Annotated in this window: 22 protein-coding genes; 7 read left to right on the top strand and 15 right to left on the bottom strand. The window is 71.8% G+C overall.

Annotation, left to right across the window (positions count from 1 at the left end; all coding sequences use genetic code 11):
* Positions 1 to 295: 295 nt before the first annotated feature.
* Complete coding sequence (locus G3I54_RS15715; protein ID WP_164615174.1) at positions 296 to 745, top strand: ATP-binding protein; 450 nt, start codon at positions 296 to 298, stop codon at positions 743 to 745.
* On the opposite strand, the gene G3I54_RS15710 is transcribed toward G3I54_RS15715, so the two are convergent.
* The 11 genes from G3I54_RS15710 to G3I54_RS15660 form a co-directional block, all read right to left on the bottom strand.
* Positions 696 to 2,183 (bottom strand): amino acid permease, encoded by a 1,488-nt coding sequence (locus G3I54_RS15710; RefSeq protein WP_164615172.1) that lies wholly within the window; start codon positions 2,181 to 2,183, stop codon positions 696 to 698. The genes G3I54_RS15715 and G3I54_RS15710 overlap by 50 nt on opposite strands.
* Positions 2,184 to 2,417: 234 nt before the next feature.
* Positions 2,418 to 3,422: an ornithine carbamoyltransferase gene (argF, locus tag G3I54_RS15705; RefSeq protein ID WP_164615170.1), complete on the bottom strand. Its 1,005-nt coding sequence runs from the start codon at positions 3,420 to 3,422 to the stop codon at positions 2,418 to 2,420.
* Between the two features lie 138 nt (positions 3,423 to 3,560).
* On the bottom strand, positions 3,561 to 4,796 hold the full coding sequence (locus G3I54_RS15700; RefSeq protein ID WP_164615168.1) for an arginine deiminase: 1,236 nt from the start codon (positions 4,794 to 4,796) through the stop codon (positions 3,561 to 3,563).
* A 57-nt stretch (positions 4,797 to 4,853) separates the two neighbouring features.
* The gene (locus tag G3I54_RS15695) at positions 4,854 to 7,463 is read right to left on the bottom strand and encodes a polynucleotide kinase-phosphatase (protein ID WP_203686346.1); all 2,610 of its coding nucleotides are present in this window, start codon (positions 7,461 to 7,463) and stop codon (positions 4,854 to 4,856) included.
* Positions 7,460 to 8,959 (bottom strand): 3' terminal RNA ribose 2'-O-methyltransferase Hen1, encoded by a 1,500-nt coding sequence (locus G3I54_RS15690; protein ID WP_164615166.1) that lies wholly within the window; start codon positions 8,957 to 8,959, stop codon positions 7,460 to 7,462. The genes G3I54_RS15695 and G3I54_RS15690 overlap by 4 nt, the downstream gene beginning before the upstream one ends.
* A gap of 74 nt (positions 8,960 to 9,033) precedes the next feature.
* Positions 9,034 to 9,957: a homocysteine S-methyltransferase gene (gene mmuM / locus G3I54_RS15685; protein ID WP_164615164.1), complete on the bottom strand. Its 924-nt coding sequence runs from the start codon at positions 9,955 to 9,957 to the stop codon at positions 9,034 to 9,036.
* A 67-nt stretch (positions 9,958 to 10,024) separates the two neighbouring features.
* A complete protein-coding gene (locus G3I54_RS15680; protein ID WP_030079886.1) occupies positions 10,025 to 10,948 on the bottom strand; it encodes an LLM class F420-dependent oxidoreductase in 924 nt (307 codons plus the stop codon).
* A 110-nt stretch (positions 10,949 to 11,058) separates the two neighbouring features.
* On the bottom strand, positions 11,059 to 11,559 hold the full coding sequence (locus tag G3I54_RS15675; protein ID WP_164615161.1) for a DUF6099 family protein: 501 nt from the start codon (positions 11,557 to 11,559) through the stop codon (positions 11,059 to 11,061).
* 124 nt (positions 11,560 to 11,683) lie between these two features.
* Complete coding sequence (locus G3I54_RS15670; protein WP_164615159.1) at positions 11,684 to 12,043, bottom strand: nucleotide pyrophosphohydrolase; 360 nt, start codon at positions 12,041 to 12,043, stop codon at positions 11,684 to 11,686.
* A gap of 116 nt (positions 12,044 to 12,159) precedes the next feature.
* Positions 12,160 to 12,564, bottom strand: coding sequence for a cell division protein SepF (locus G3I54_RS15665; RefSeq protein ID WP_073220783.1), 405 nt, complete (start codon positions 12,562 to 12,564; stop codon positions 12,160 to 12,162).
* 170 nt (positions 12,565 to 12,734) lie between these two features.
* A complete protein-coding gene (locus tag G3I54_RS15660; protein WP_164615156.1) occupies positions 12,735 to 13,532 on the bottom strand; it encodes a DeoR/GlpR family DNA-binding transcription regulator in 798 nt (265 codons plus the stop codon).
* A gap of 220 nt (positions 13,533 to 13,752) precedes the next feature.
* Here G3I54_RS15660 and G3I54_RS15655 point away from each other — a divergent pair, with 220 nt between their 5' ends.
* A complete protein-coding gene (locus G3I54_RS15655) occupies positions 13,753 to 14,640 on the top strand; it encodes a sugar isomerase (RefSeq protein WP_164615154.1) in 888 nt (295 codons plus the stop codon).
* A gap of 14 nt (positions 14,641 to 14,654) precedes the next feature.
* Positions 14,655 to 15,320 (top strand): DedA family protein, encoded by a 666-nt coding sequence (locus tag G3I54_RS15650; RefSeq protein WP_164615152.1) that lies wholly within the window; start codon positions 14,655 to 14,657, stop codon positions 15,318 to 15,320.
* A 118-nt stretch (positions 15,321 to 15,438) separates the two neighbouring features.
* Here the strand turns inward: G3I54_RS15650 and G3I54_RS15645 are convergent, their stop codons facing one another.
* Positions 15,439 to 15,996: a hypothetical protein gene (locus G3I54_RS15645; RefSeq protein WP_164615150.1), complete on the bottom strand. Its 558-nt coding sequence runs from the start codon at positions 15,994 to 15,996 to the stop codon at positions 15,439 to 15,441.
* A 206-nt stretch (positions 15,997 to 16,202) separates the two neighbouring features.
* On the opposite strand from G3I54_RS15645, the gene G3I54_RS15640 reads away from it, so the two are divergent.
* Genes G3I54_RS15640 through G3I54_RS15625 form a run of 4 tightly spaced genes read left to right on the top strand, consistent with a single transcriptional unit; the run spans position 16,203 to position 21,245 of the window.
* Positions 16,203 to 17,999, top strand: a complete 1,797-nt coding sequence (locus G3I54_RS15640; RefSeq protein WP_164615148.1) for an ABC transporter ATP-binding protein — start codon at positions 16,203 to 16,205, stop codon at positions 17,997 to 17,999.
* Positions 17,996 to 19,759, top strand: coding sequence for an ABC transporter ATP-binding protein (locus G3I54_RS15635; RefSeq protein WP_164615146.1), 1,764 nt, complete (start codon positions 17,996 to 17,998; stop codon positions 19,757 to 19,759). The genes G3I54_RS15640 and G3I54_RS15635 overlap by 4 nt, the downstream gene beginning before the upstream one ends.
* A complete protein-coding gene (locus tag G3I54_RS15630; protein ID WP_164615144.1) occupies positions 19,756 to 20,445 on the top strand; it encodes a helix-turn-helix domain-containing protein in 690 nt (229 codons plus the stop codon). The genes G3I54_RS15635 and G3I54_RS15630 overlap by 4 nt, the downstream gene beginning before the upstream one ends.
* Entirely contained in the window at positions 20,442 to 21,245 is an 804-nt protein-coding gene (locus G3I54_RS15625; RefSeq protein ID WP_164615142.1) for an alpha/beta hydrolase, read from the top strand. The genes G3I54_RS15630 and G3I54_RS15625 overlap by 4 nt, the downstream gene beginning before the upstream one ends.
* Positions 21,246 to 21,268: 23 nt before the next feature.
* Here G3I54_RS15625 and G3I54_RS15620 read toward each other — a convergent pair whose 3' ends face one another.
* From G3I54_RS15620 to G3I54_RS15610, 3 genes are read right to left on the bottom strand one after another with little or no spacing between them, the layout of a single operon-like run.
* Positions 21,269 to 22,336, bottom strand: a complete 1,068-nt coding sequence (locus G3I54_RS15620; RefSeq protein WP_164615140.1) for an iron chelate uptake ABC transporter family permease subunit — start codon at positions 22,334 to 22,336, stop codon at positions 21,269 to 21,271.
* Positions 22,333 to 23,370: an iron chelate uptake ABC transporter family permease subunit gene (locus G3I54_RS15615; protein ID WP_164615138.1), complete on the bottom strand. Its 1,038-nt coding sequence runs from the start codon at positions 23,368 to 23,370 to the stop codon at positions 22,333 to 22,335. The genes G3I54_RS15620 and G3I54_RS15615 overlap by 4 nt, the downstream gene beginning before the upstream one ends.
* Positions 23,371 to 23,421: 51 nt before the next feature.
* Positions 23,422 to 24,444, bottom strand: a complete 1,023-nt coding sequence (locus G3I54_RS15610; protein WP_164615136.1) for an iron-siderophore ABC transporter substrate-binding protein — start codon at positions 24,442 to 24,444, stop codon at positions 23,422 to 23,424.
* Positions 24,445 to 24,712 lie beyond the last annotated feature (268 nt).

Genomic DNA, 24,712 nt, shown 5'->3' with positions numbered 1-24,712 from the left:
CCCCTTCAGCGATCGGGCTGGTGCCGGCCGTGCGCGGGTCGCGTTCCGCCTCCGAAGTTATCACCCTTACGTGACTGCCGTCACGAGGTCGCAATACAGCATCCATGAGACTGTTGTGGCGAAAGTCCCCTTTGCTCCGGCCGACCGCCTCTATGGCTGGACCGGAGCGGTTCGTAAGGTTGAAACCGGGAAGTCCCGACACGAGTACGACGTGAACCCCAGAAGTACGACGTGAACCCGAGAAGTCGAGACCTCCCGCTTCGAGGAAGACCCGCTCCCGAACGGAAACCCTGCCGTGCCGCCCGACGTCCCCGTTCCCGCCTCCTGGCGCATCGCCCTGCCGCACTCCACCGCGGCCGTGCCGATCGCCCGCGCTCTCATCCGTACGGCGCTGTCGGACATCGACGCCCCGGCCGACAGCGACACCGCCGAGCTGCTGACCGCCGAGCTGGTGGCCAACGCGGTCGAGCACACGCGGGGCGGCGAGCCCATCGAGCTGGTCGTGGAGCTGATGCCCACCGGCTGCCAGGTCGAGGTGCACGACCGCGACCCCGCTCCGCCGGGCGACCTGTCCCGGCCGCAGCCGGGCTGTGAGGTCGATCCCTGGCAGGAGCACGGCCGCGGCCTGCTGCTGATCCGGACCCTCAGTTCCGCGTGCGGTCACCGCACCACGGAGCACGGCAAGGCCGTCTGGTTCACGCTTCCGGCGATACCGGCGCAGCCGGGTCCGTCCCCGGGGAGCTGACCAGCCGGGAGCGCTTGCGGCCGTAGCCGGCGTAGAGCAGCGAGCCGACGGCCAGGAAGACCGCGAACTGGACCCAGGTCGTCCAGCCGGTCCCGTACATCAGATACAGGCAGAAGGCGACGCCCAGCAGCGGGCTGACCGGGTAGAGCGGCACCCGGAAGGTCCGCTTCAGCTCGGGGTTGCGACGGCGGAGCACCACCACCGCGATATTGACGGCGACCATCGTGGCGAGCGTGCCGATGGTGGTCAGGTTCACGACGACGTCCAGCGGGACGAAGGCGGCCGGGACCGCGAAGACGCAGGCGACGATCCAGGTGTTGGCGACCGGGGTGTGGGTCTTGGGCGAGACCCGCTCGAAGACGCGCGGGACAAGTCCGTCGCGGGACATCGACATCAGGATGCGGGTCTGCCCGTACATCACGGCGAGCACCACCGAGGCGATGGCGACGACCGCGCCGAAGGCGACGATGCCGCCGCCGACCGTGGAGTCGGTGACCTGGTTGACGGCGATCGAGAGAGCGGCGCTCTGGTTCGCGACGGCGTCCGAGCCGATCGCGCCGATGGCCGAGAGCGCCACGGCGCAGTAGAGCAGGGTGACGACGCCGATGCAGATCAGGATGGCGAGGGGGATGTTCCGCCGGGGGTTCTTGACCTCTTCGCCGGCGGTGGTGATGGCGTCGAAGCCGATGTAGGAGAAGAACGCGAGCGACGCACCGGCGGTGATCCCGCCGAGCCCGTGGGTGGCGAACGGCATGAGGTTGTCGTCCTGGAACGCGCTGAACGCCACGGCGCAGAACGCGACCAGGATGCCGATCTTCAGGACGGCCATCGCGGCGGTCGCGGTGGCGCTCTCGCGGACGCCGCGCACCAGCAGGGTGGCGGCCATGGCGATCACGACGACCGCGGGCAGGTTGATCACTCCGCCGTCGCCGGGTCCGGAGGACAGCGCCTCGGGGAGTTCCCAGCCGATCAGGCTGTTCAGCAGCTCGTTGACGTACTGGCTCCAGCCCACCGCGACGGCGGAGACCGAGACGCCGTACTCCAGCAGCAGGCACCAGCCGACGAGGAAGGCGGTGCGCTCGCCGAGGGCCGCGTACGCGAAGGAGTAGGAGCTTCCGGAGACCGGGATGGCGCTGCCGAGCTCCGCGAAGGACAGGGCGGTGAAGATGCAGGTGATCGCCGCGAGGACGAACGAGATCACGACGGCGGGCCCGGCCTCGGCGACGCTGTCGGACAGCCCGACGAAGATGCCGGTGCCGACGATCGCGCCGACGCCGAAGCAGACGAGCTGGAACAGGCCCATCGTGCGCTTGAGGCCGTGGCCCTCCAGGTCGCCGCCGGACTCGGCGATGAGCTGATCGGGGCTCTTGCGGCGCAGGTCCCGCTGGGGGAGGCCGGGGGGCTTCGGGGTGCCGGAACGCGGCAGACCGGGGCTCATGCGGGACGTTCTCATCTCTGGTGGTGCAGTGGGGGGACGTTCCCTGCGCTGACGGCGGCCGTGGGGACGCCGGGCGACATGGGAAGGGGTCCGGGCATCACGAGCCCGAACCCCACCAAGAGGCGACATCGTAGCCACCACCGCGCATGTTCACCCAATCGGGTGTATGAGCATGCGAACCCCTGCCCCGTATACGTACCGCGCCTGCCCCGTATGCGCACGTACCGCGCGGGGCTACTTCCCGGCCAGCGTCGCCACCAGCACGGCCTTGATGGTGTGCATCCGGTTCTCCGCCTGGTCGAACACGACCGAGTGCGCGGACTCGAAGACCTCGTCGCTGACCTCCAGCTCGGTCAGCCCGTACGTGGCGTGGATGTCCCGGCCGACCTGGGTGCCGAGGTCGTGGAAGGCGGGCAGGCAGTGCAGGAACTTCACGTCCGGGTTGCCGGTGGCCCGCAGGACGTCCATCGTCACGGCGTACGGTGCGAGCGCGGCGATGCGTTCGGCCCACACCTCCTTGGGCTCCCCCATCGACACCCAGACGTCGGTGGCGACGAAGTCGGCGCCCCGCACGCCTTCGGCGATGTCGTCGGTGAGGGTGACCGTCGCGCCGCTGACCTCGGCGAGCTTCCGGGCCCGCGCCACGACGGCCTCGTCCGGCCAGTAGGCCTCGGGGGCGACGATCCTGACGTCCAGGCCGAGCAGGGCGCCGGTGATCAGGTAGGAGTTGCCCATGTTGAAGCGGGCGTCGCCGAGATAGGCGAAGGCCGTCTCCGTGACGGGCCCGTCGCCGTGCTCGGCCATGGTGAGCACATCGGCGAGCATCTGGGTGGGGTGCCAGTCGTCGGTGAGCCCGTTGAAGACCGGCACCCCGCCGTACGCGGCCAGCTCCTCGACCGCCTGCTGGCTGTCGCCCCGGTACTCGATCCCGTCGAACATCCGGCCGAGCACCCGGGCGGTGTCCTTCACGGACTCCTTGTGGCCCATCTGGGAGCCCGAGGGGTCCAGGTAGGTGGTGGAGGCGCCCTGGTCGGCGGCGGCGACCTCGAACGCGCAGCGCGTACGCGTCGAGGTCTTCTCGAAGATCAGCGCGATGTTCTTCCCGCGCAGCCGCTGGACCTCGACCCCGGCCTTCTTGGCCGCCTTGAGCTCGGCGGCCAGCGAGACCAGGCCGAGAAATTCCTCGGAGGTGAAGTCCAGCTCCTTGAGGAAGTGGCGGCCGGTGAGGTCTATGGCCATGATGACTGCTCCTGGGTCGGGCGGGGATCGGCGCACTGCACGCGGCAGAACTGGAAGTCTATACGACTAACCGCATCCCTATACAGAGCCCTGCGCGGGGCTGTATGCGGGCGCACATGCGGGGCCATGTGCGGGACCTCACGCCACGGGGTCCCGCTCGACCGGACAGCTCATACAGCGCGGTCCGCCCCGCCCCCGGCCCAGCTCGCTGCCCCGGATCTCGATGACCTCGATGCCCTGCTTGCGCAGATAGGTGTTGGTCGTGGCGTTGCGCTCGTACGCGACGACCACGCCGGGCTCGACCGCGAGGACGTTGCAGCCGTCGTCCCACTGCTCGCGCTCGGCCGCGTGGACGTCCTGGGTGGCGGTGAGCACCCGGACGGAGTCGAGGCCGAGGGCGGCGGCGATGGCCCGGTGCATGTGCTCGGGCGGATGGTCGGTGACCTTCAGCTCCCGGGGGCCGCTGCCGGGCTCGATGGTGTACGAGCGGAGCATGCCGAGACCTGCGTACTGGGTGAACGTGTCGCCGTCGACCATCGTCATCACCGTGTCCAGGTGCATGAACGCGCGGGCCTTGGGCATGTCGAGCGCCACGATCGTGCGCGCCGAACCGGCGTCGAAGAGGCCCCGGGCCAGCATCTCCACCGCCTGCGGGGTGGTGCGCTCGCTCATCCCGATCAGGACCGCGCCCTGCCCGATGACCAGGACGTCACCGCCCTCGATGGTCGAGGGGTAGTCGTCCTGCCCCTCCGACCAGTGGTGGAAGGCGCCCGCCTCCGGTCCGGTGAAGAGGGGGTGGTGGCGGTAGATGGCCTCGAAGTGGACGGTCTCGCGCTGCCGGGCCGGCCAGCGCATCGCGTTGATGGACACCCCGTCGTAGATCCACGCCGAGGTGTCGCGGGTGAAGAGGTGGTTGGGCAGCGGGCCCAGCAGGAAGTCGTCCAGGTCCATTACATGGAAGCGGACGGAGGTCGGCTCGCTGTGCCGCTCCAGGAACTCCCGCTTGGTCATGCCGCCGACCAGTGCCTCCGCCAGCTCCTCGGAGGACAACTCCTCGAAGGCGGCGCGCAGATGCTCGGTGGCGAGCGGGCCGTACTCCTTCTCGTCGAAGACCCGGTCCAGCACGAGCCGCCGGGCGACCGGGATGTCGAGGGACTCGCGCAGGAGATCGCCGAAGAGGTGCACGGCGACCCCCCGGTCGCGCAGCACGTCGGCGAACCCGTCGTGCTCCTCCCGGGCGCGGCGCACCCACAGGACGTCGTCGAACAGGAGCGCGTCCTTGTTCCTGGGGGTGAGCCGCTTCAGCTCCAGATCGGGGCGGTGCAGTATGACGCGGCGCAGCCGCCCGGCTTCGGAATCGACATGGAATCCCATGCCTTCATCCTCACCGCGCGGAGCGCCGTTCACCCGGCGAACCGCCCATCGGTTCGTTCAGAGCCGGGGGTCCACCGGCTCCGACTCCAGGGCCAGGACGGCGAACACCGCCTCGTGGACCCGCCACAGCGGTTCGCCCTCCGCCAGCCGGTCCAGAGCTTCCAGGCCGAGTGCGTACTCCCGGAGCGCCAGCGAGCGCTTGTGGCCGAGGAACCGGGAGCGCAGCCGCTCCAGATTCTCCGGGCGGGTGTACTCGGGGCCGTAGATGATGCGGAGATACTCCCGGCCGCGCACCTTGATGCCGGGCTGGACGAGCCGGCCCTCGGCGTCCCGGACGAGGGCGCCGAGCGGTTTGACGACCATGCCCTCGCCGCCGCGCCCGGTCATCTCCAGCCACCAGTCGACACCGGAGCGCACCGAGGCCGCGTCGCCGGTGTCGACGACGAGCCGGCGGGTGACCTGGAGCAGCCCGGTCGGGTCGTGCTCCACGAGCCGGTCCAGCCAGGCCAGCTGCTCGTCGTGCGGGACGCCGGCCAGCGAGCGGCCCTGGACGGCGAGGATCTGGAACGGGGCCAGGCGCACCCCGTCCAGCCCCTCGGTGGGCCAGCAGTAGCGCCGGTACGCCTCGGTGAACGCGGCCGCGTCCCGCGCGCGGTCCTGCTGGCGCCCGCCGAGGTCCGCCACCTCGATGCCCCGGGCGACCGCCTGCTCCAGGGCGGCGACGGCCGGCGGGAAGACCGCGCCGGACGCGGCGCCGACGGCGGCGTACTGCGAGCGCAGCAGCCCGCCCGCCTTGAGCGACCACGGCATCAGTTCGGCGTCCAGGAGCACCCAGTCGGTGTCCCACTCCGCCCAGAGCCCGGCGGCGGTGACGGCGGTACGGAGCCGGTCCAGGACCGCTTCGGTCATGGCCGGGTCGTCCAGGAAGGGGCGTCCGGTGCGGGTGTACAGCGCGCCGGTGGGGCCCGTCGTGCCGAAGCGCGCGGTCGCGGCCCCGGCGTCCTTGCAGACCAGGGCGACGGCCCGGGAGCCCATGTGCTTCTCCTCGCACACGACCCGCTCCACACCGTCGGCGGCGTACTGCGCGAAGGCCTCGGCCGGATGCTCCAGGAAGCCGTCCTCGCGGGAGGTGGCGGTGGGGGCCATGGTGGGCGGGAGGTAGGGAAGGAGCTGCGGGTCGACGGCGAACCGGCTCATCACTTCGAGCGCGGCGGCGGCGTTCTCCTCGCGCACGGCGACGCGGCCCAGGTGCCGGGTCTCCACCACCCGGCGGCCCTGGACGTCGGCGAGGTCCAGCGGCCGGCCCTCCCGGCCCCCGGGCGCCTCGGTGGTCAGCGGCTTGACGGGCTCGTACCAGACCTTCTCGGCGGGTACGTCGACGAGTTCGCGCTCCGGCCAGCGCAGCGCGGTCATCTTCCCGCCGAAGACGGCCCCGGTGTCCAGGCAGATGGTGTTGTTGATCCAGGAGGTGGTGGGCACCGGGGTGTGGCCGTAGACCACGGTGGCGCGGCCCCGGTACTCCTCGGCCCACGGGTAGCGCACGGGCAGGCCGAACTCGTCGGTCTCCCCCGTCGTGTCCCCGTACAGCGCGTGCGAGCGGACCCGGCCGGAGGTGCGGCCGTGATACTTCTCGGGCAGCCCGGCGTGACAGACCACCAGCTTGCCGTCGTCCAGGACGTAGTGGCTGACCAGCGAGTCGATGAACTCCCGCACCTGCCCCCGGAACTCGGGGTGTTCGATGTCCTCGCGCTCCAGCTGCTCGACGGTCTCGGCCAACCCATGGGTGAGCTGGACCTTGCGGCCCGCGAGATAGCGGCCGAGCTTGTTCTCGTGGTTGCCGGGGACGCAGAGGGCGTTGCCCGCCGACACCATGGACATGACGCGGCGCAGCACGCCGGGGCTGTCGGGGCCCCGGTCGACGAGGTCGCCGACGAAGACGGCGGTACGCCCTTCGGGGTGGGCGCCGTCCACATAGCCGAGCTTGCCGAGCAGGGTGTCCAGCTCGGAGCGGCAGCCATGGATGTCCCCGATGATGTCGAACGGGCCGGTGAGGTGGCGCAGGTCGTTGAAGCGGCGCTCCAGGACCACTTCGGCGCTCGAAGCCTCCTCCTCGGTGCGCAGGACGTGCACCTTGCGGAAGCCCTCGCGCTCCAGGCCGCGCAGGGAACGCCGCAGCTCGCGGCGGTGCCGCTGGATGACATGGCGCGGCATGCCGGCCCGGTCGGGGCGGGCCGCGTTGCGCGCGGCGCAGACCTCCTCGGGAAGGTCGAGGACGATGGCGATGGGCAGGACGTCGTACTTCCGGGCCAGCTGGACTAGCTGCTTGCGGCTCTCGGACTGGACGCTGGTGGCGTCGATCACGGTGAGCCGCCCGGCCTCCAGGCGCTTGCCGGCGATGTAGTGCAGCACGTCGAAGGCGTCGCGGCTGGCGCTCTGGTCGTTCTCGTCGTCGGCGACCAGGCCCCGGCAGAAGTCCGAGGAGATGACCTCGGTCGGCTTGAAGTGCTTGCGGGCGAAGGTGGACTTGCCCGATCCGCTGGCGCCGATGAGGACGACCAGGGAGAGGTCGGTCACCGGCAGGGTGCGCGCGGGGCTCGCGGCGGCGGTGGTCCGGTCGGTGGTCCCGGCGGCGGTCTCCGCGCCGGTGGTGCTGTGGTCGCTGTTCATGCGGCTTCCGCCTCCTTCTTCTTCTCGGTCTGCTCGGTGGTGCGGGTGGTCTGCTCGGTGGTGCGGGTGAACACGGCCATCTGGGTCGGCGGCCCCACCTCGGGGTCGTCCGGCCCGACCGGCACATACCGGACGGTGTATCCGTGCCGTTCGGCGACCTGCCCGGCCCAGTCGCGGAATTCGGCCCGGGTCCATTCGAAACGGTGGTCCCCGTGCCGGACGTGTCCGGCCGGGAGGGTCTCCCAGCGGACGTTGTACTCGACGTTCGGCGTGGTCACGAGCACGGTCCCCGGTCGTGCCGCGCCGAACACCGCGTACTCCAGGGCGGGCAGCCGGGGCAGGTCCAGGTGCTCGACGACCTCGCTGAGCACGGCGGCGTCGTACCCCGCCAGCCGCTTGTCCGTGTAGGTCAGCGAACCCTGCCGCAGGGTGACCCGGTCCGCCTGGCGCTCTCCCATCCGGTCCAGCTTCAGCCTGCGCGAGGCGATGGTGAGGGCGCGCATCGAGACGTCGACGCCCACGATCTCGGTGAACCGCGCGTCCTTGAGGAGCGCCTGCACCAACTGGCCCTGGCCGCAGCCGAGATCGAGCACCCGGCTCGCCCCGGCGGCGCGCAGCGCGTCGAGGATCGCGGTGCGCCGCTGCTCGGCGAGCGGGACGGGCTTCTCGTCCGTGTCGACGCTCTCGTCCACCGCGTTGTCGACGGACCCCACGTCGAGGTCGTCCGACTCGGCGAGCCGGACCAGCTCCAGGGCCTGCTCGGCCTGGCGGGTGAGCCCCCAGCGACGGGCCAGATAGCGCCGGGTGATCAGCGGCCGCTCGGGGTGGTCGGCCAGCCAGCCCTCCCCGGCCCGCAGCAGCTTGTCCACCTCGTCGGGCGCGACCCAGTAGTGCTTGGCGTCGTCGAGCACCGGGAGCAGGACGTAGAGCTGCCGCAGGGCGTCGGCGAGCCGCAACTCGCCCTCCAGCACCAGGCGTACATAGCGCGAGTCGCCCCACGCGGGGAACTGCTCGTCCAGCGGTACGGCCATGGCCTCGACCCGCGACCAGCCGAGCGGCGCGAACAGCTTGTGCACCAGCTCGGCGCCGCCCCGGGCCGGCAGGGCGGGCAGCTCGATCCGCAGCGGCAACGGGCTTTCGGCCCGCTCCGGCATGGCCCGGCAGACACCGCCGAGCGCGGACTTGAACACGGCGGAGATGGCGACCGACAGCAGCGAGGACGCCGCGTAGGGGCGGTCGTTGACATACTGCGCGAGCGCCGCGTCGGGCGCGCCTCCGCGGCCCTTGCCCTTGCCGCGCCGCACCAGCGCCACCGGATCCACCTCCAGCAGGAGTGCGGCCGTGCAGCGCTCGGCGGACGCCTCGGGGTAGAAGACGTGCGCCGTGCCGTGCGAGGTGGAGAACGCCTGCGCCTTGTCGGGATGCTTGTGCAGCAGGAAGCCCAGGTCCGTGGCGGGGCGTTCAGGGGTGCCGGTCGTACCGATTGTCAGGAACACCTGTCCGAGTATGATCCTCACCCCCTGCCCCCACCAGGCATTTTCGCCGCGCCCAGTCGCCTCCGGAACGCCCTCTAGCGCTCCAGCCGTCCGGCCAGCTCCGTGATCAGGTCCGGCCCCACCCGGCAGCAGCCCCCGACGAGCCGGGCCCCGGCCCCGGTCCAGGCCCGCAACCGGTCCGGGTCGAAGGTGGAGCGCCCGGTCCAGCCACGTGCTCCGGCGTCCCAGCCCTCCCCGCTGTTCGGATAGACCACGGCGGGCCTGCCCGTGACCGTCACCGCCTGTTCCACGGCCTCCTGGGTCTCCTCCGGCTCGCAGCAGTTGACCCCGACCGCGAGGACGGCGGCCCGCCCCGCCGCCACCGCGAACGCCTCCTCCAACGGCTGGCCGGCCCGGGTCCGCCCGCCCGCCACGCTGTACGAGAGCCAGTACGGCAGCCCGGTCTCCTCGGCCACCCGGACCAGCGCCTCCGCCTCGTCCAGGTCCGGCACCGTCTCCAGCGCCAGGGCGTCGGGCCCGGCGGCGGCCAGCGCCGCCACCCGGGGGCGGTGGAAGCGCTCCAGCTCCCGGACGCTCAGCCCGTAGCGCCCCCGGTACTCGCTGCCGTCCGCGAGCATCGCCCCGTACGGCCCGACGGACGCGGCGACCCAGGTCCGCCGCCCCGGTTCGGCCCGGCGCGCCGCGTCGGCGGCGCCCCGGGCCAGCTCCACGCTGCGGGCGAGCAGGGCGTCGGCCCCTGCCCGGTCGATCCCGTACCGCCCGAACCCTTCGTAGGTGGCCTGATAGCTGGCCGTGATGAGCACCTGCGCCCCGGCCCGGAGGTAGGCGAGGTGAGCGGCCTCGATCTGTTCCGGCGCGTCGGCCAGCAGCCGGGCCGACCAGAGCGCGTCGGACAGGTCGCAGCCCTGCGCCTCCAGTTGGTTGGAGAGCCCGCCGTCCAGCAGGACGGGCCCGGCGTCCAGTGCGTCGGCGAGTGTGCTGCCGGTGCTCACGGCCATCTCCTCCTTCGTCCGAGTCAGGTCAGGTCAGGTCAGGTCAGGTCAGGTCAGGTCAGGTCAGGTCAGGTCAGGTCAGCTGGGACTGGATCTGCGAGGAGATCAGTTCCAGATGGTCCAGGTCGTCGAGGTCGAGGACCTGGAGATAGATCCGCGACGAGCCGATCGCCCCGTAGCGGCCGATCTTGTCGACCACCTCGGCGGGCGATCCCGCCAGCCCGTTCGCCTTGAGCTCCTCCACGTCCCGGCCGATGGCCGCCGCGCGGCGGGCGACCTCGGCGTCGTCCTTGCCCGTGCAGACGATCAGCGCGTTGGAGTACACGAGGTCGTCCGGCGAGCGCCCGTGTGCCTGCGCGGCGGCCCGGACCCGGCCGAACTGCTTCTCGCTGTCCTCCAGCGAGGCGAACGGGATGTTGAACTCGTCGGCGTACTGCGCGGCGAGCCGCGGGGTGCGCGTCGCACCGTGGCCGCCGATCAGGACGGGCACCTTGGCCTGGGCGGGCTTGGGCAGCGCGGGCGAGTCGGTGAGCTGGTAGTAGGTCCCGTCATAGCTGAAGGTCTTGCCGACCTCCGTGGCCCACAGGCCGGTGACGATCGCGAGCTGCTCCTCCAGGCGGCCGAACTTCTCCTTCGGGAACGGAATGCCGTAGGCCTTGTGCTCCTCCTCGAACCAGCCCGCCCCCAGGCCCAGTTCGATCCGGCCGCCGGACATCTGGTCGACCTGGGCCACCTGGATGGCCAGCACCCCGGGAAGCCGGAACGTGCCGGCGGTCATCAGCGTGCCGAGCCGGATCCGCCGGGTCTCGCGCGCCAGTCCGGCCAGGGTGATCCAGGCGTCCGTCGGTCCGGGCAGACCGTCGCCGGAGCCCATGCGGAGATAGTGGTCGGAGCGGTAGAAGGCGTCAAAGCCCAGGTCCTCGGCGGCTTTGGCGACGGTGAGCAAGGTGTCGTAGTCGGCCCCCTGCTGGGGCTCGGTGAAGATGCGGAGATCCATGCCTCCATCCTGCCCCTCCGGCCCCCGGTCCTCCTGACCGGCCCGGCCGGGCCCCCCGATATCTCCACCTCTCCCCGTGGTCCTCAGGACGTGCCCCTCAGGACGTGTTCCTAAGGCCCCGCCGCCGATGGTGCGGGGCCGCGTATGCCGCCGTAGGGGCCGTCCCGCTCCCTCTCCCGCTCCGCCAGCCGTCTCAGCATCCCGTGCACGCGGTCCAGTGATTCGTCGGCCGCGTCCATGGCCTCGATGCACTGCCAGTACAGACCGTCCTCCCCCGTGTCGCAGGCCACCCCGACCAGCGCGATCCCGGCCTCGCCGAGCAGCAGCGCCAGCCCGGCCAGGACCGGCCGCACATCGGCGATCCCGGACAGCTGGGCCGCCCTGGCGCCGCCGGAGAGCACCGCGGGGTGGTCCAGGGCCGAGCATCCGGCGCCGATCTCCCCCAGCGCCCGCGCCTCGCTCCGTAATTCCATCGGGCCGTACAGCGCCAGCCGGCTGCCGACCGCCCGGGCGAGCGCCTGTGCCTGCCAGGCCTCCGCCATGACCTCCAGCGCGCCCCGGCTGCCCGCCAGAGCCCGCCGCCCCGCCTCGATGAGTCGCTCCGCTTCCATGTGTCTCCCCCGTCCGTACGAAAACCCGCTCACCTCATTCATTACCCACAGTGAGGTAGACAGCACCGTAAGGCCAGAGGAAATCGGAAATCTGTGGACACGAAGTCGACTGTGGATATCTCGATCACTCCGAAGAGTGACGATCGTGGGGTTCCGAAGCACCCGGCACGGGGAAACGCTTCTCATTCCGCTCCAACTTGGCCGCCAGCGCCGCCGTCGGGTCGATGCCCAACACCTCGCAGAACTGCAGGAGATAGGCGAGCACGTCCGCCACCTCGTCGGCGACCCGGTGGGCCGCTTCGGGGCTCTCCATGATCCGCGTCGACTGTTCGGGCGTCAGCCACTGGAAGATCTCCAGGAGTTCGGAGGCCTCGACGCTGAGCGCGGCCGCCAGGTTCTTCGGGGTGTGGTACCGCCCCCAGTCCCGCGCCGCCGCGAACGCGGCCAGCCGCCGCTGGAGTTCTGCCACATCGATGTCCGTCACAGCCCCAGGTTTATCACCGGCCACCGACAGCGCCCCCTCGCCCGCCCACGGAAGCGGCGGCACGTGCGCGGCCGGGGGCGGCGGTCCGAGCCGGCTGCCGCCCCGACTGCCGCTTCCTACGACTGGGCGAGACCCGCGGGCGTGACTCCCTCGACCTCCATGCCGACCGGCGCGAGCAGGAAGACATTGCGGTCGACGCGGTGCATGCCGCTGCCGAGGCCGAAGACCACACCACTGCTGAAGTCGAGAATCCGCTTCGCCACGTCCGATTCCGCCGCCGTCAGGTCGAGCAGCACCGGCACCTGGGCGACCAGATACTCGGCGACCTCGCGTGCGTCCGCGAAGACCTGCACCCGCAGCACGACGAGGCGGCGCTGTTCGGCGGCGCGCTCGTCCGGGACGGTGCGGTGGTCGATCCGGGACGGCCACTCGTCGCGGCCGCGCAGCGGTACGACCTGGGCGAGCCCCTCCCACTGTTCGTCGGTGGCGTCGTATCTGTCATACCTGTCGTACCTGCTCACAGGGCCACCCCGTCGTCGAGCCGGTCGGGTTGCCGCCGGCTGCACTCACTGTTCATCGGGCAATCCTCTCGTCCCTCACCCGTTCGGCGTACCAACGACACGGTGAAGTCGGTCTCTGTGTCGCTTCCGGTACCCGCCCGTGGCGCTTCCCGTACCCGACGGACGTCTGTTCAGACCGCGATGACCTGGACCCCGGCCTCGCCGAACCGGTCCCTCGCCTCCGCCGCGATGTTGGAGTCGGTGACCAGGACGTCGACCAGCCCGAGGTCGCAGACCCGGGCGAAGGCCCGTTTGCCGATCTTCGACGAGTCGGCCGCGACCACCACCCGCTGGGCCCGTTCCGCGAGCAGCCGGTTGACGCTGGCCTCGCCCTCGTGGTGGACGTACGCGCCCCGTTCGATGTCGATGGCGTTCACCCCGAGGACGGCGACGTCCAGGGTGATCTCGTTCATCACGCCGACGGCGAGCGGGCCCGTCAGTTCGTACGACTGGGGCCTCGCGACCCCGCCCGTCACGACCATCTTGATCTGCGGCCGGATCGCCAGCTCGCTCGCGATGTTGAGGGCGTTGGTCACCACGGTCAGCGTCGGGTGTCCGCCCGCCACCGTCGCCTCGCCCACGATGTCCTGGCGCACCGCCAGCGCCCTGGCCACTTCGGTCACGGTCGTCCCACCGGTCAGGCCGACCACCTCGCCGACGGCGACGAGGCCGGACACCGCACGGCCGATGGCCTGCTTCTCCGGGGCGTGACGGCCCGTCTTGTAGCGGAGCGCCAGCTCGTACGAGACCCCGTGCGCGACCGCTCCGCCCCTGGTGCGGGTGAGCAGGTGCTGTTCGGCCAGCTGGTCCAGATCGCGGCGGATGGTGGCGGCCGAGACGTCGAGCGCCGTCGCCGCCTCCTCGACGTCCACCCTGCCGTGCTTGCCGACCAGTTCCAGCAGCGCGTCCCACCGGGCGTCCCTGGACAAGAGCGTCTCCTCACCGTCCGGCGCGAGCACCGCGTTTCGCGGGAACGCGGTCGCCGGTGGCCGGACCGCCGCAAGCGTCGCACAGGGTCTCCCGGGAGCCCTTCACCCACCTGCACCTTGCTTGTTTTTGCTCGATAACTGCATGTAACGTGCAGAATTCTACATGCGGGCTTGATCAGCCCCTTTCCCGTGGTCCACCTCGTTCCCGTGGAGTGCAGACGTGTCGTATGCCGAGACCGAGACAGCCAGTCAGCCCGCGTGCTGGCGGCGCGCCGCCGCCCTGGCCGACGGCCCCGAGGCCGCAGCCCTGCCCGTCGCGGGCGAGCGGATCGCGGTCGTCGGCTGCGGTACCTCCTACTACATGGCGCAGGCCTACGCCGGGCTCCGCGAGGGCTCCGGCCAGGGCGAGTCGGACGCCTTCGCCGCTTCCGAGTTCCCCTTCGGCCGCGGCTACGACCGGGTCGTCGCACTGACCCGCTCGGGGACCACGACCGAGGTACTGGCGCTGCTGAACCGGTTGCGCGGCACCTCGCGCACGGTGGCCGTCACGGCGGATCCGGAGACTCCGGTCAGGGCGGCGGCCGACGATCTCGTCGTCCTGGACTTCGCCGACGAACGGTCCGTCGTGCAGACGCGTTTCGCCACGACCGCCCTCACCCTGCTCCGCGCCCACCTCGGCCTGCACTCCGAGGACGTGGTCGCGGACGCGGAGACCGCGCTCGCCGAGCCGCTGCCCGAAGAGCTGCTGCGGAGCACCCAGTTCTCCTTCCTCGGCCGGGGGTGGACGGTCGGTCTGGCCCATGAGGCGGCGCTGAAGATGAAGGAGGCGTCGCTGTCCTGGACCGAGTCCTACCCCGCGATGGAGTACCGCCACGGGCCCATCAGCATCTCCACCGCCGGCACCGCGACCTGGATGTTCGGCGAGGCCCCCGAGGGGCTGCCGGAGCAGGTGCGCGCGACGGGCGCCCGGTGGGTGGACGACGCCCTCGACCCGCTGGCCGACCTCGTACGCGTACAGCGCCTCGCCCTCGCCCGCGCGGCCGCACAGGGGCTCGACCCGGATCTGCCGCGCCACCTGAGCCGTTCGGTGGTGCTCGACGGGGCCTGAGGGACCATGGACACATGCACCTGACCCTGTCAGCGGCCCGGGAGCTGTCGGCCGGCCCGGAACCGCAGGGGGGTATCGCCGGCTGGGCCGCCGGACTTGTCGAGGCGTTCGGCGGGCCCGGTGCGGGTGCGGCCATCGCGCTGGAGAACGTGTTTCCGCCGCTGCCCAGCGAGGTCATCCTGCCGTTGACCGGGTTCGCCGCCTCGCAGGGCGTGCTCAGCATCGCCTCGGCCCTGTTCTGGACAACGCTCGGCTCGGTCGTCGGAGCGGTCGTCCTATACGGGGTCGGGGCCGTTTTCGGCCGGGAGCGGATGCACGCCTGGTGGGCGAAGCTGCCGCTGGTCAAGGCGTCCGATCTGGTGCGGACGGAGGCGTGGTTCGCCCGGCACGGCACCAAGGCGGTCCTGCTGGGCCGCATGGTGCCGGTGTTCCGGAGCCTGATCTCGGTGCCCGCGGGCGTGGAGCGCATGCCGCTGCCGGTGTTCGTCGCGCTGACGGCGACGGGGAGCCTGGCGTGGAACACCGTGCTGGTGATGGCCGGGTACTGGCTCGGCGACCAGTGGGACGTGGTCGGGGCGTACGTCGGCGTGGTGTCCAAGGTCGTGCTGGCGCTGGCCGTCGTCGCCCTGGTCGGTTACGTCGCGATGCGTGTCCGGGGCCGCAAGCGTGAACGCCCCTGACGGCAGGGCTCGGCTCGGCGCGGCCGGAAGCGCTGCCCGGACCGCCCTGGCCACCCGGTCGACGAGACACCCCCGCGGGGGTGTCTCGCGCACGACCGCTCCGGACCCGACGTAGGCCTCACTCCTCGAAGTAGGCGTCCAGGACCTTGTCCAGCTCGGCCGGCCAGCCCTTGAGCTCACTGCGGCTCGCCGCCTCGACCTCGGCGTTGAACCAGCGGCGGGTCGAGAGGTGGACGGTCACGGTGAACCTGCGGCCGAAACGGGCCGGGGTGGTCTCCACGGCGCCGATCTCGTCCCAGCCGAACTCGGCTTCCTGGTCGTCCAGCCGGAAACGGACGCCTTCCCGGGCCACCCGGATCGAACCGCGCCGGTCGCTGACCTCGAATACGGGGCCCTCCTCGGCCTCGTCGCCCTCGGCCCCGTCCTCCGCTTCGGCGGCGTCCGCCGTCGCTTCCGCTTCCTTGTCGGCCTCCGCAGCCACCGCTTCGGACTCGTCGTCGCGGTCCGCCTCCGGTTCCGACACCGACTCCGGAACAGCGTCCTCCGGACCGTCCTCCGATTCCGCTTCGGGCTTCCGGGTCGCGACGGGCGCCGCCAGTCCGGGCAGGGGGATGAACGCCGGGTCGGTGCCTGCGGCGAACTCGGGCTTCTTGTTCGAATCTATGCTCTGCTCCACGGCGGGCAGTATGGTCGACGAACCTGTACGTGACCAGTCGTCACCGCTCCGGCGCGGCTCCCGGCCCCCGCCCCACAGGCGAACTCCCTTCCACAGAACGGGCGAAGCCCTGTCCAGCGCCAATTAACTAAGGGTAGGCTCACCTAACCAAGACAGCCTGTCCGGATGAGGCTGTTCCGAGGTCTGCCCTGAGGAGGCGCGTGCGGATGGAACAGGACGACGGCCCGCAGCAGAGATCGCCGCATGGCCCGGAACCCGACGCGAAAGCCCGGGCACGGGCCGCGCGGGCCGCTCTCGCCGCCATGCTCGCCCCGGTCCGGGCCCGTACCCGCCTCGCCATGGCGCTCCAGATCATCGGCGCGGCCGCCACGATCGTTCCGTACATCGCCATCGCCGAGCTGGCCAAGGTCCTTCTCGCGCCCGGCCCCACCGATGCGGGCGAGGTGCGCGGGGCCGTGCTGATCGCGGTGTTCGGGCTCTCCGTGCGGGCGCTCTTCGGCGGGGTGGCCCTCGCGGTCACCCACTTCGCGGACGTCGCGCTCCAGGCCTCGCTGCGCCGCCGTATCGTGGCCCGGCTGGGGCGCGCCCCGCTCGGCTGGTTCACCGCCAACTCCTCGGCCACCGTGCGCAAGGCGGCCCAGAACGACGTCCACGATCTGCACTACCTGGTCGCCCACAGCTCGGTGGAGACCACGGCCGCGGTGACCGTGCCGGTCGCGGGGCTCGGCTATCTGTTCTGGCTGGACTGGCGGCTCGCCCTGCTGGCGCTGGCCACGCTGCCGCTCTACGCCGGTGCGTACGCGTACATGATGAGGGACTTCGGACCGCAGATGGACCGGCTCAACGCCGCGACCGCCGCGATCAACAAGGCCATCGTCGAGTTCGTCACGGGCATCGGCGTGGTGAAGACCTTCGGCCGGGCGGGCGAGGCGCACGCGGGCTACCGGGAGGCCGCGACCCGGTTCGGCGACCACTACAGCGGCTGGGTGCGCCCGATGCTGAAGCTGGAGGCGTTCTCGTCGATGGCCGTCTCGGCGCCCGTGGTGCTGCTGGTGAATCTGGCCGGCGGCATCTGGTTCGTGCACGAGGGCTGGGTCTCCCCCGTCGACGTCCTCACCGCGTCCATGGTGGCCATGGTCATCCCGAGCGTGCTCGTCACCCTCGGCTTCGGCGCCCAGGCCCGGCGCGAGGCCTCCGCCGCCGCCGAGCGCATCGCCGCCGTCCTGGACACCCCGGTGCTGCCGGAGGCCGTCCACCCGAAGGTCCCGGACGGCCATGAGGTCGAGCTGCACGAGGTCACGTTCAGCTACGACGGTGCCGTGGACGTCCTCGACGGCGTGAGCCTGCGCCTCGCGCCCGGGACGGTCACCGCGCTGGTGGGGCCCTCGGGGTCCGGCAAGTCGACGCTGGCCTCGCTGGTGCCCCGCTTCCACGACGTCACCGGCGGGCGGATCACGATCGGCGGCGTCGATGTGCGCGAGATCGCGACCGAGGAGCTCTACCGGCACATCGGCTTCGTCCTCCAGGACGTCCAGCTGCTGCGCACCAGCGTCCGCGACAACATCCGCCTCGCCCGGCCCGGCGCGAGCGAGGAGGAGGTGCGCGAGGCCGCCCGCGCCGCACAGATCGACCGGCGGATCGAGGCGCTGCCGCGCGGTTACGACTCCGTCGTGGGCGAGGACGCCGTCCTGTCCGGCGGCGAGGCGCAGCGGGTCTCCATCGCGCGCGCCCTGCTGGCCGACGCCCCGGTCCTCGTCCTGGACGAGGCGACGGCGTTCGCCGACCCCGAGTCGGAGGCCGCCATCCAGGACGCCATCGCCCTGCTGGTCCGGGGCCGTACGGTCCTGGTCATCGCGCACCGGCTCCCGACGATCGTCGAGGCCGACCAGATCGCCGTCCTGCGCGAAGGGCGGATCGTCGAGCGCGGCCGGCACCCGGAACTCCTCGCGGCGGACGGCTTCTACGCCCGGATGTGGGCCACGCACGAAAGGGCAGTCGTATGATCCGCGATCTCTCCGCCGTCCTCGGCAGCGCGCACCGCGCGGTCCTCTTCCGCTATCTCGCCGCCCTGTGCGGTTACGGGGTCGCCCAGGGCCTCGCCGTCTCCCTGCTCGTGCCCGTGCTCGGCGATCTGCTCGGCGGCGACACCGGCGGCGCGGCCCGCTGGACCGGGTGGCTGGCGGTGGCGGTGCTGCTCACGCTCGGGGCGCACTATGTGCAGGCCATGCTCGGGTTCCGGGTGGCGCTGGTCATCCTGACCACGCTGCACCACCGGCTCGGCGACCATGTGGCGGCGCTGCCGCTGGGCTGGTTCGACGGGACGACGGTGGGCCGGCTGACCCGGATGGGCACCAAGTCGGTGCTGTCGATCGCGGGGAGCTGCGCGCATCTGCTGCAACCGCTGGTGACCGGGGTGCTGACCCCGGTGACGGTGGTCGTCGTGATGCTGTTCCTCGACTGGCGGCTCGGGCTGGCCGCGCTGGTCTGCTCGCCGCTGATCCTGTTCGCCGCGCGGCTCTCCGTACGGCTGCTGAGCCGGATGGACGAGATCGACGACGCGGCCGGGGTGGAGGCCTCCGGCCGGGTCCTGGAGTTCGCCCGCAACCAGCCGGTGCTGCGCGCCTTCGGCCGGACCACGGACGGGTACGCGCCGCTGGAGGCCGCGTTGGAGGAGCAGCGGTCCGCCGCCCGCAGGCAGGTGTGGATGTCGGTGCCGGGCATGCTGCTCGGCGGGTTCGCGGTGCAGCTGTGCTTCTCGGCGCTGATCGGGGTCGGGGCGTCGCTGGCGCTGGACGGGGCGGTGGATCCGGTCGAACTCGTGGCGCTGCTGGCGCTGGTGGCCCGCTTCGCCGGGCCGCTGGCGGAGGTCGGCGACTTCGCGGCGGTGGTGCGGATGGCGCGCAACGACATGGGCCGGGTGCGGGCCGTGCTGGACGAGCCGCCGCTGCCGGAGCCGGAGCGCTCGACGCCGGTGACGACCCCGGGCGCGGTGGAGGTGGACGGGGTGCGCTTCGGCTACCCCGGGCGGTCGGTGAAGTCTCCGGGGGCCGGTGAAGTGGTGCTGGAGGACGTCTCGTTCACGGTCGCGCCGCGTACGGTGACCGCGCTGGTGGGGGCGTCCGGTTCCGGGAAGACGACGCTGACGCGGCTCATCGCCCGGTTCTTCGACGTGGACGCGGGGACGGTCCGGGTCGGCGGGGTGGACGTACGCGACCAGACGACGTCCGCCCTGATGGAGCAGCTCTCGCTGGTCTTCCAGGACGTGTACCTCTTCGACGACACCCTCATCGGCAACATCCGGGTCGGCCGGCCGGACGCGGCGGAGGCGGATGTGCTGGAAGCGGCGCGGCTCGCCGGGGTCGACGAGATCGTCGAGCGGCTGCCCGACGGCTGGGAGACGCGGGTCGGTGAGGCGGGCGCCTCGCTCTCCGGCGGTGAGCGGCAGCGGGTGTCGATCGCGCGGGCGCTGCTGAAGGGCGCTCCGATCGTGCTGCTCGACGAGGCGACCGCCGCGCTGGACCCGGAGAACGAGGCGTACGTCCAGCGGTCGATGGAGGCGTTGCGGGAGACGAGCACGCTGCTGGTGATCGCCCACCGGCTGTCCACCGTGACCGGCGCCGATCAGATCGTGGTGCTCGACGAGGGGCGGGTCGCGGAGGTGGGGACGCATCAGGAGCTGATGGCCCGCGACGGCCGCTACGCCCGCTTCTGGAACGAGCGCCACCGGGCGCTGGGCTGGCGGATCGCGGCGGACGCCTCATGAAACGGACCGCCGCCGCCGGGCCGGGCCGACGCCCCGGCCGGCCCCCGTCGCTGACCCGGAACGCCATCGCGGAGGCGGCGCTGGCCGAGGGGGTCGCCGCGTTCAGCATGCCGGGCGTCGCGGCCCGGCTGGGCGTCGGCCACTCCACGCTCTATCGCTATGTCGACAACCGCGAGGAGTTGGTGCGCGCCGCGATCGAGCTGGTCGCGGAGCGCACCGTGTGGCCCTCGGCCGAGCTGCCCTGGCGCGAGCTGCTGTGCGGGTTCGCGGACGCCCTGTGGGGGGCCTGTGAGGCGTTCCCGGGGCTGGACGAGGTGATCCTGACGACGCCTGTCGCGCCCCGCGCCATGGTGGACCGGCTGAGCGGGTACGGCGGGGCGCTCGTCGGGGCGGGGCTCGGCAACCGGGACGCGGCGGTGGCCGTGGACTTCGTGGCGGACCTGGTGTTCTCCTCCTCCGTCGCGATGCGCGGCCTGGACCGTGCGGTGCCGGACGCGGCGGGCGGCTCGCTCACCGCCCGGGAGCGGTATCGGCGCGCCTGGGCGCGGGAGTCGGCGGGCCCGCACCCCTTCGAGGCGGCGTTCGCCGCCGAGGAGACCTGGCACCGGCGCGGCTGGTTCGACGACAAGCTCGGCATCTTCCTGGACGGCCTCGCCACCAGGATCACTCACCAGGAGAACGCGTGAAGCGCACGGCCCTGACCATCGACGGCACCTCGCGCGGCTTCGCCGAGTACGGCGATCCGCTCGGCCGGCCCGTGGTGCTGCACCACGGGCTGCTGGGCGACGCCGGACTGCCCGACCTCTGGGACGTCTCGGCGCGGGACGCGGGCGTCCGGCTGATCGCACTGGACCGCCCGGGCCACGGGCTCTCCGACCCGGTCCCGATGTCCGCCGTCGCCGACTGGACGCCCCTGGTGCTGCCGGTGCTCGCGGCGCTGGAGGTGGACGCGTTCGACGTCCTGGGCATCTCGGCGGGCGCGCCGTACGCGTACGCCCTGGCGGCGGGCCTTCCGGAGCGGGTGCGACGGGTCTGGGTCCTCAGCGGGCTGCCGTACGTCGCCGACGACGCGATCCGGCACCGCTATCCGGAAGCGGCCGAGCCCGCCTGGACGTTCTACCGCGAGGCTCCCGAGGAGGAGGTGGTCGCCCGGTTCGCCGGGGCGGCGGAGCACCTGGCGGAGGTGTTCGCGTCCTCCCCCTCGACCCTCGCCGCGCTGACGGGTCTGGCCGGGCACGGCTGGCGGGGACCGGCCCGGGAGGTGCGGTTGCAGACCCGCCAGTGGGGGTTCGATCCGGCCGGGGTGGCGCAGCCCGTACGGCTGTGGCACGCGCCGGCCGACGAGGAGGTGCCGTTCGCGGCGGCGGAGGCGACCGCCGCGCTGTTCTCCTCGGCCCGGCTGACGGAGCAGGACGCGCCTGACCACATCCCGAGCGAGGAGACCCTGCGCGAGCTGTTCGAGGAGCTGCGGGCGGCCGGGGCCTGACCGGTGCTCAGGTGCCCAGCTTTTCAGAGCACGCCCTTGCGCCACTCCCGTACCAGCAGATAGCCGAGGTAGGCGCCGCCGATGGCCATGGTGTAGATCCCGACCGGCAGGTCGTCGAAGAGCGCCAGCTGCTGGGAGCAGAGGTCCGCGAGCACCAGCAGCAGGCCGCCGGTCAGGGCGGAGAGCAGCAGATGCGGGCCGGAGGAGCGGGTGAGGCGTTTGGCGATCTGGGGCGCGGTCAGGGCGATGAAGGCGATGGGGCCCGAGACGCTGACCGCGGCGGCCGAGAGGGCGATGGCCAGGAGCACGGCGAGGGTCTTGGCCTTCTTCGGCTCGGAGCCGAGCCCCTCGGCGATGTCGTCGCCCATCTCGCCGATGTCGAGCCGCCGGGAGATCAGCGCGGCCGGCAGGGTGGCGGCGAGCAGGACCAGCCAGACGGTGGTGGCGTCGGTCCAGGAGCGGGCCGTCAGGCTGCCGTTGACGTAGGCGGTGAGTACGGAGGCCTTGTCGCGTTCCAGGGCGTAGACGACGTACTGGGTGACGGCCGCGCCCATCGCGGCGACCCCGATCCCGGCGATGACGAGCCGGGCGGGGTTGCGGAAACCGGTGCCGGTGGAGACGTACACGAGGGCCATCGCGAGGATCGCGCCGATGAGCGCGCCGACGGGTACGGGGACGGTGTCGGGGAACATCAGCGCGCAGAACGCGGCGCCCGCACCGGCACCGGCGGAGAGCCCGATGACATCGGGGCTGCCGAGCGGGTTGCGGGTGACGGACTGGAACAGCGCGCCGGACAGGCCGAGCGCCGCGCCGACCCCGATGGCGACGGTGAGGCGGGGGCCGCGCAGCCGGTTGAAGACGAACCGGTCCTTGCCCTCGGCGTCGCCGAGCAGCGCGGCGGGCAGGTCGGCGAGGTCGATGCCGAGGCGTCCCCAGGTCAGCGTCGTGACGGCGGCCGCGAGGAGGAGCACGAAGAGCCCGGCACCGGCGAACACGGAGGCCCGGCGCATCGGTATCGCGACGGTGCGGCCGATGACCAGATAGCCCCGGGGGGCCTTGATCGCGGGGGCGGTGCGGTCGGTGACGGTCATGAGGTGCCCCTCATCCTGCGTACGGCGATGAGCAGCGCGGGTGCGCCGATGAAGGCGGTGACGACGCCGACCATGAGTTCGGTGGGGCGCATGACGACCCGGCCCACCACGTCCGCGAGCAGCAGGAGGGTGGGGCCCATCAGGGCGGAGAAGAGGATCTGAACCCGGAAGTCGACGCCGACCAGAACCCGGACGACGTGCGGGACGGCGAGGCCGACGAAGGCGATCGGTCCGACGGCGGCCGTCGCGGCGGCGCTGAGCAGGGTGGCGGCGAGCAGTCCGCCGCCCCTGGTGCGCCCGGGGTGCGAGCCGAGGGCGACGGCGGTCGCGTCGCCCAGGGCCAGGGCGTTGAGGCCCGGGCCGAGGGCGAGGGCGAGCAGGAAGCCGACGGCGGCGAAGGGCAGGACGGACCAGAACACGTCGAAGTCCCGGCCGCCGAGGGCTCCGACGACCCAGTAGCGGTAGCTGTCGAAGACCTGCGGTTTGCTGAGCGTCACGGCCTGGATGAACGCCATGAGCACGGCGGTGAGCACGGCTCCGGCGAGCACCAGGCGCACCACGCTCGTCCCCGTACCGGCGGAGCCGATGACATGGACGAGGACGCCGGCGACCAGCGCTCCGGGCAGCGCCCACCACATGGTGTCGGTGGCGCCGGAGGCCCCGAGCCAGGCGGTCGCGGCGACGATGCTCGCGGAGGCTCCGGCGTTGATGCCGAGGAGGCCCGGTTCCGCCAGCGGGTTGCGCGAGACGCCCTGCATGAGGGTGCCCGCGACCGCGAGGCAGAGTCCGGCGAGAACACCGAGGGCGGTGCGGGGGTAGCGGCTCTCGATGATGACGGTGATGTTCGGGTCGGCGCTGCCGCGCAGGACGTCGAGCACATCGCCGAACGAGGTGGAGCGGCTGCCGAACATGACGCTCGCGCAGAGCGCGAGGGCCAGCGCGAGCAGCCCGAGGAGCAGGAGGAACGCCAGCCGAGCGGCACCGGTACGGGAGGTACCGGCGCCGCTCGGCGGTGCGACCGTGGTGGTTGCCATGGGAGTGGAGTGTGCCTGGTGGCCCTGGTCCTTCGGATACCCCGGCCGGGGTTACTTGCCGGCGGTCTTGACGGCCTGGTCGATGATCGGCAGGTAGCGCTCGATCGTCCAGGGCACGGTCAGCGGGTTGATGATCGAGGAGGCGGTGACGAAGGAGTTGTCGTTGCTCGCGACGACGGCGCCCTTCTTGATCGCGGGGATCGCGCCGTACAGCTTCTGGCCCTCGATCTCCTTGCGGTTCTTCTCGTCCGTGTAGAACGTGAAGATCAGGTCGCTGTCCTTGAGCTTCTCGGCGTTCTCCAGGCCGATGAGGGCCGAGTCGGTGCCGGGGGTCTCCTTGAAGCCGTTGACGACCGGGTCGACCTTCAGGCCGAGCGAGGAGACCATCTTGACGCGCTGCTCCTCGGGCTTGAAGACGCCGAGGGTGCCGGGGCCGGAGTTGTAGATGTAGGAGAAGGTGACGTCCTTGTAGTTCGGCCGGGTGGCCGCGGCGTCGGCGAGCTGCTTCTCGATCTTCTTCTTGAGGGCGTCGGTGTCCTTCGTCCGGCCGAGCGCCTTGCCGATGATGTCCATCTGCTGGTCCCAGTCGGTGCTCCACGCCTGGTCCGGGTAGGCGACCGTGGGGGCGATGTCCTTGAGGACGTCGTACTGCTTCTGCGTGATGCCCGACCAGGGGGCGAGGATGACGTCCGGCTCCAGCTCGGTGATCGCCTCGAAGTCGATCTCCTCGCCGCCCGTGAACTGCTTGGGGAGCTTGTCGCCGGACTTCTTCACGGCCTCGTTGATCCACGGCAGGTAGCCGGACTTGTCGCTGCCCCACGGGTAGCTCTCGATGCCGACCGGGGTCTGGCCGAGGGCTATCGCGGTCTCGGCGGAACCCTGGCCGAGCGTGACGATGCGCTCGGGCTTCCCCTTGATCGTCGCGGTGCCGAGCGCGCTCTTGATCGAGACGCTCGCCTCGTCCTTCTTGTCGCCGCCGTCCTCCGAGGAGCAGCCGACCAGGGCGACGGCGAGGGCGACGGTGGTGGCCGTGGCGGCGAGGGTGTGGCGGCGCACGCGGGTGAAGCCGAGCATGGAAGGTCCTCAGGTTGGCCGAGCAAATGAAGGTTAGGCAAGCCTAAGCCAGCCGCGTCGGCGCACCAACAAGCACCCCTCCTCGCCCCACCCGGGAAACCAGGAAGCGACATAATCGCGAAACATTTAATCTTGCAATAGATGATTGACCAGCAGATGAATACTCCGTACCGTCGGGTCCTGTGCCACGGCTCGGCGCTTCTCCACGGGCAAGCAGGCGGTCCGCGTACTGGCCCTGCGGACAAGGCCGTTGCCCACCATCGGCGCG

The sequence above is a fragment of the Streptomyces sp. SID14515 genome (assembly GCF_010548505.1).
Classification (GTDB): domain Bacteria; phylum Actinomycetota; class Actinomycetes; order Streptomycetales; family Streptomycetaceae; genus Streptomyces; species Streptomyces caviscabies.
Note: the sequence above shows the minus strand (reverse complement) of the source record. Positions and strands in the feature narration are given on the sequence as shown.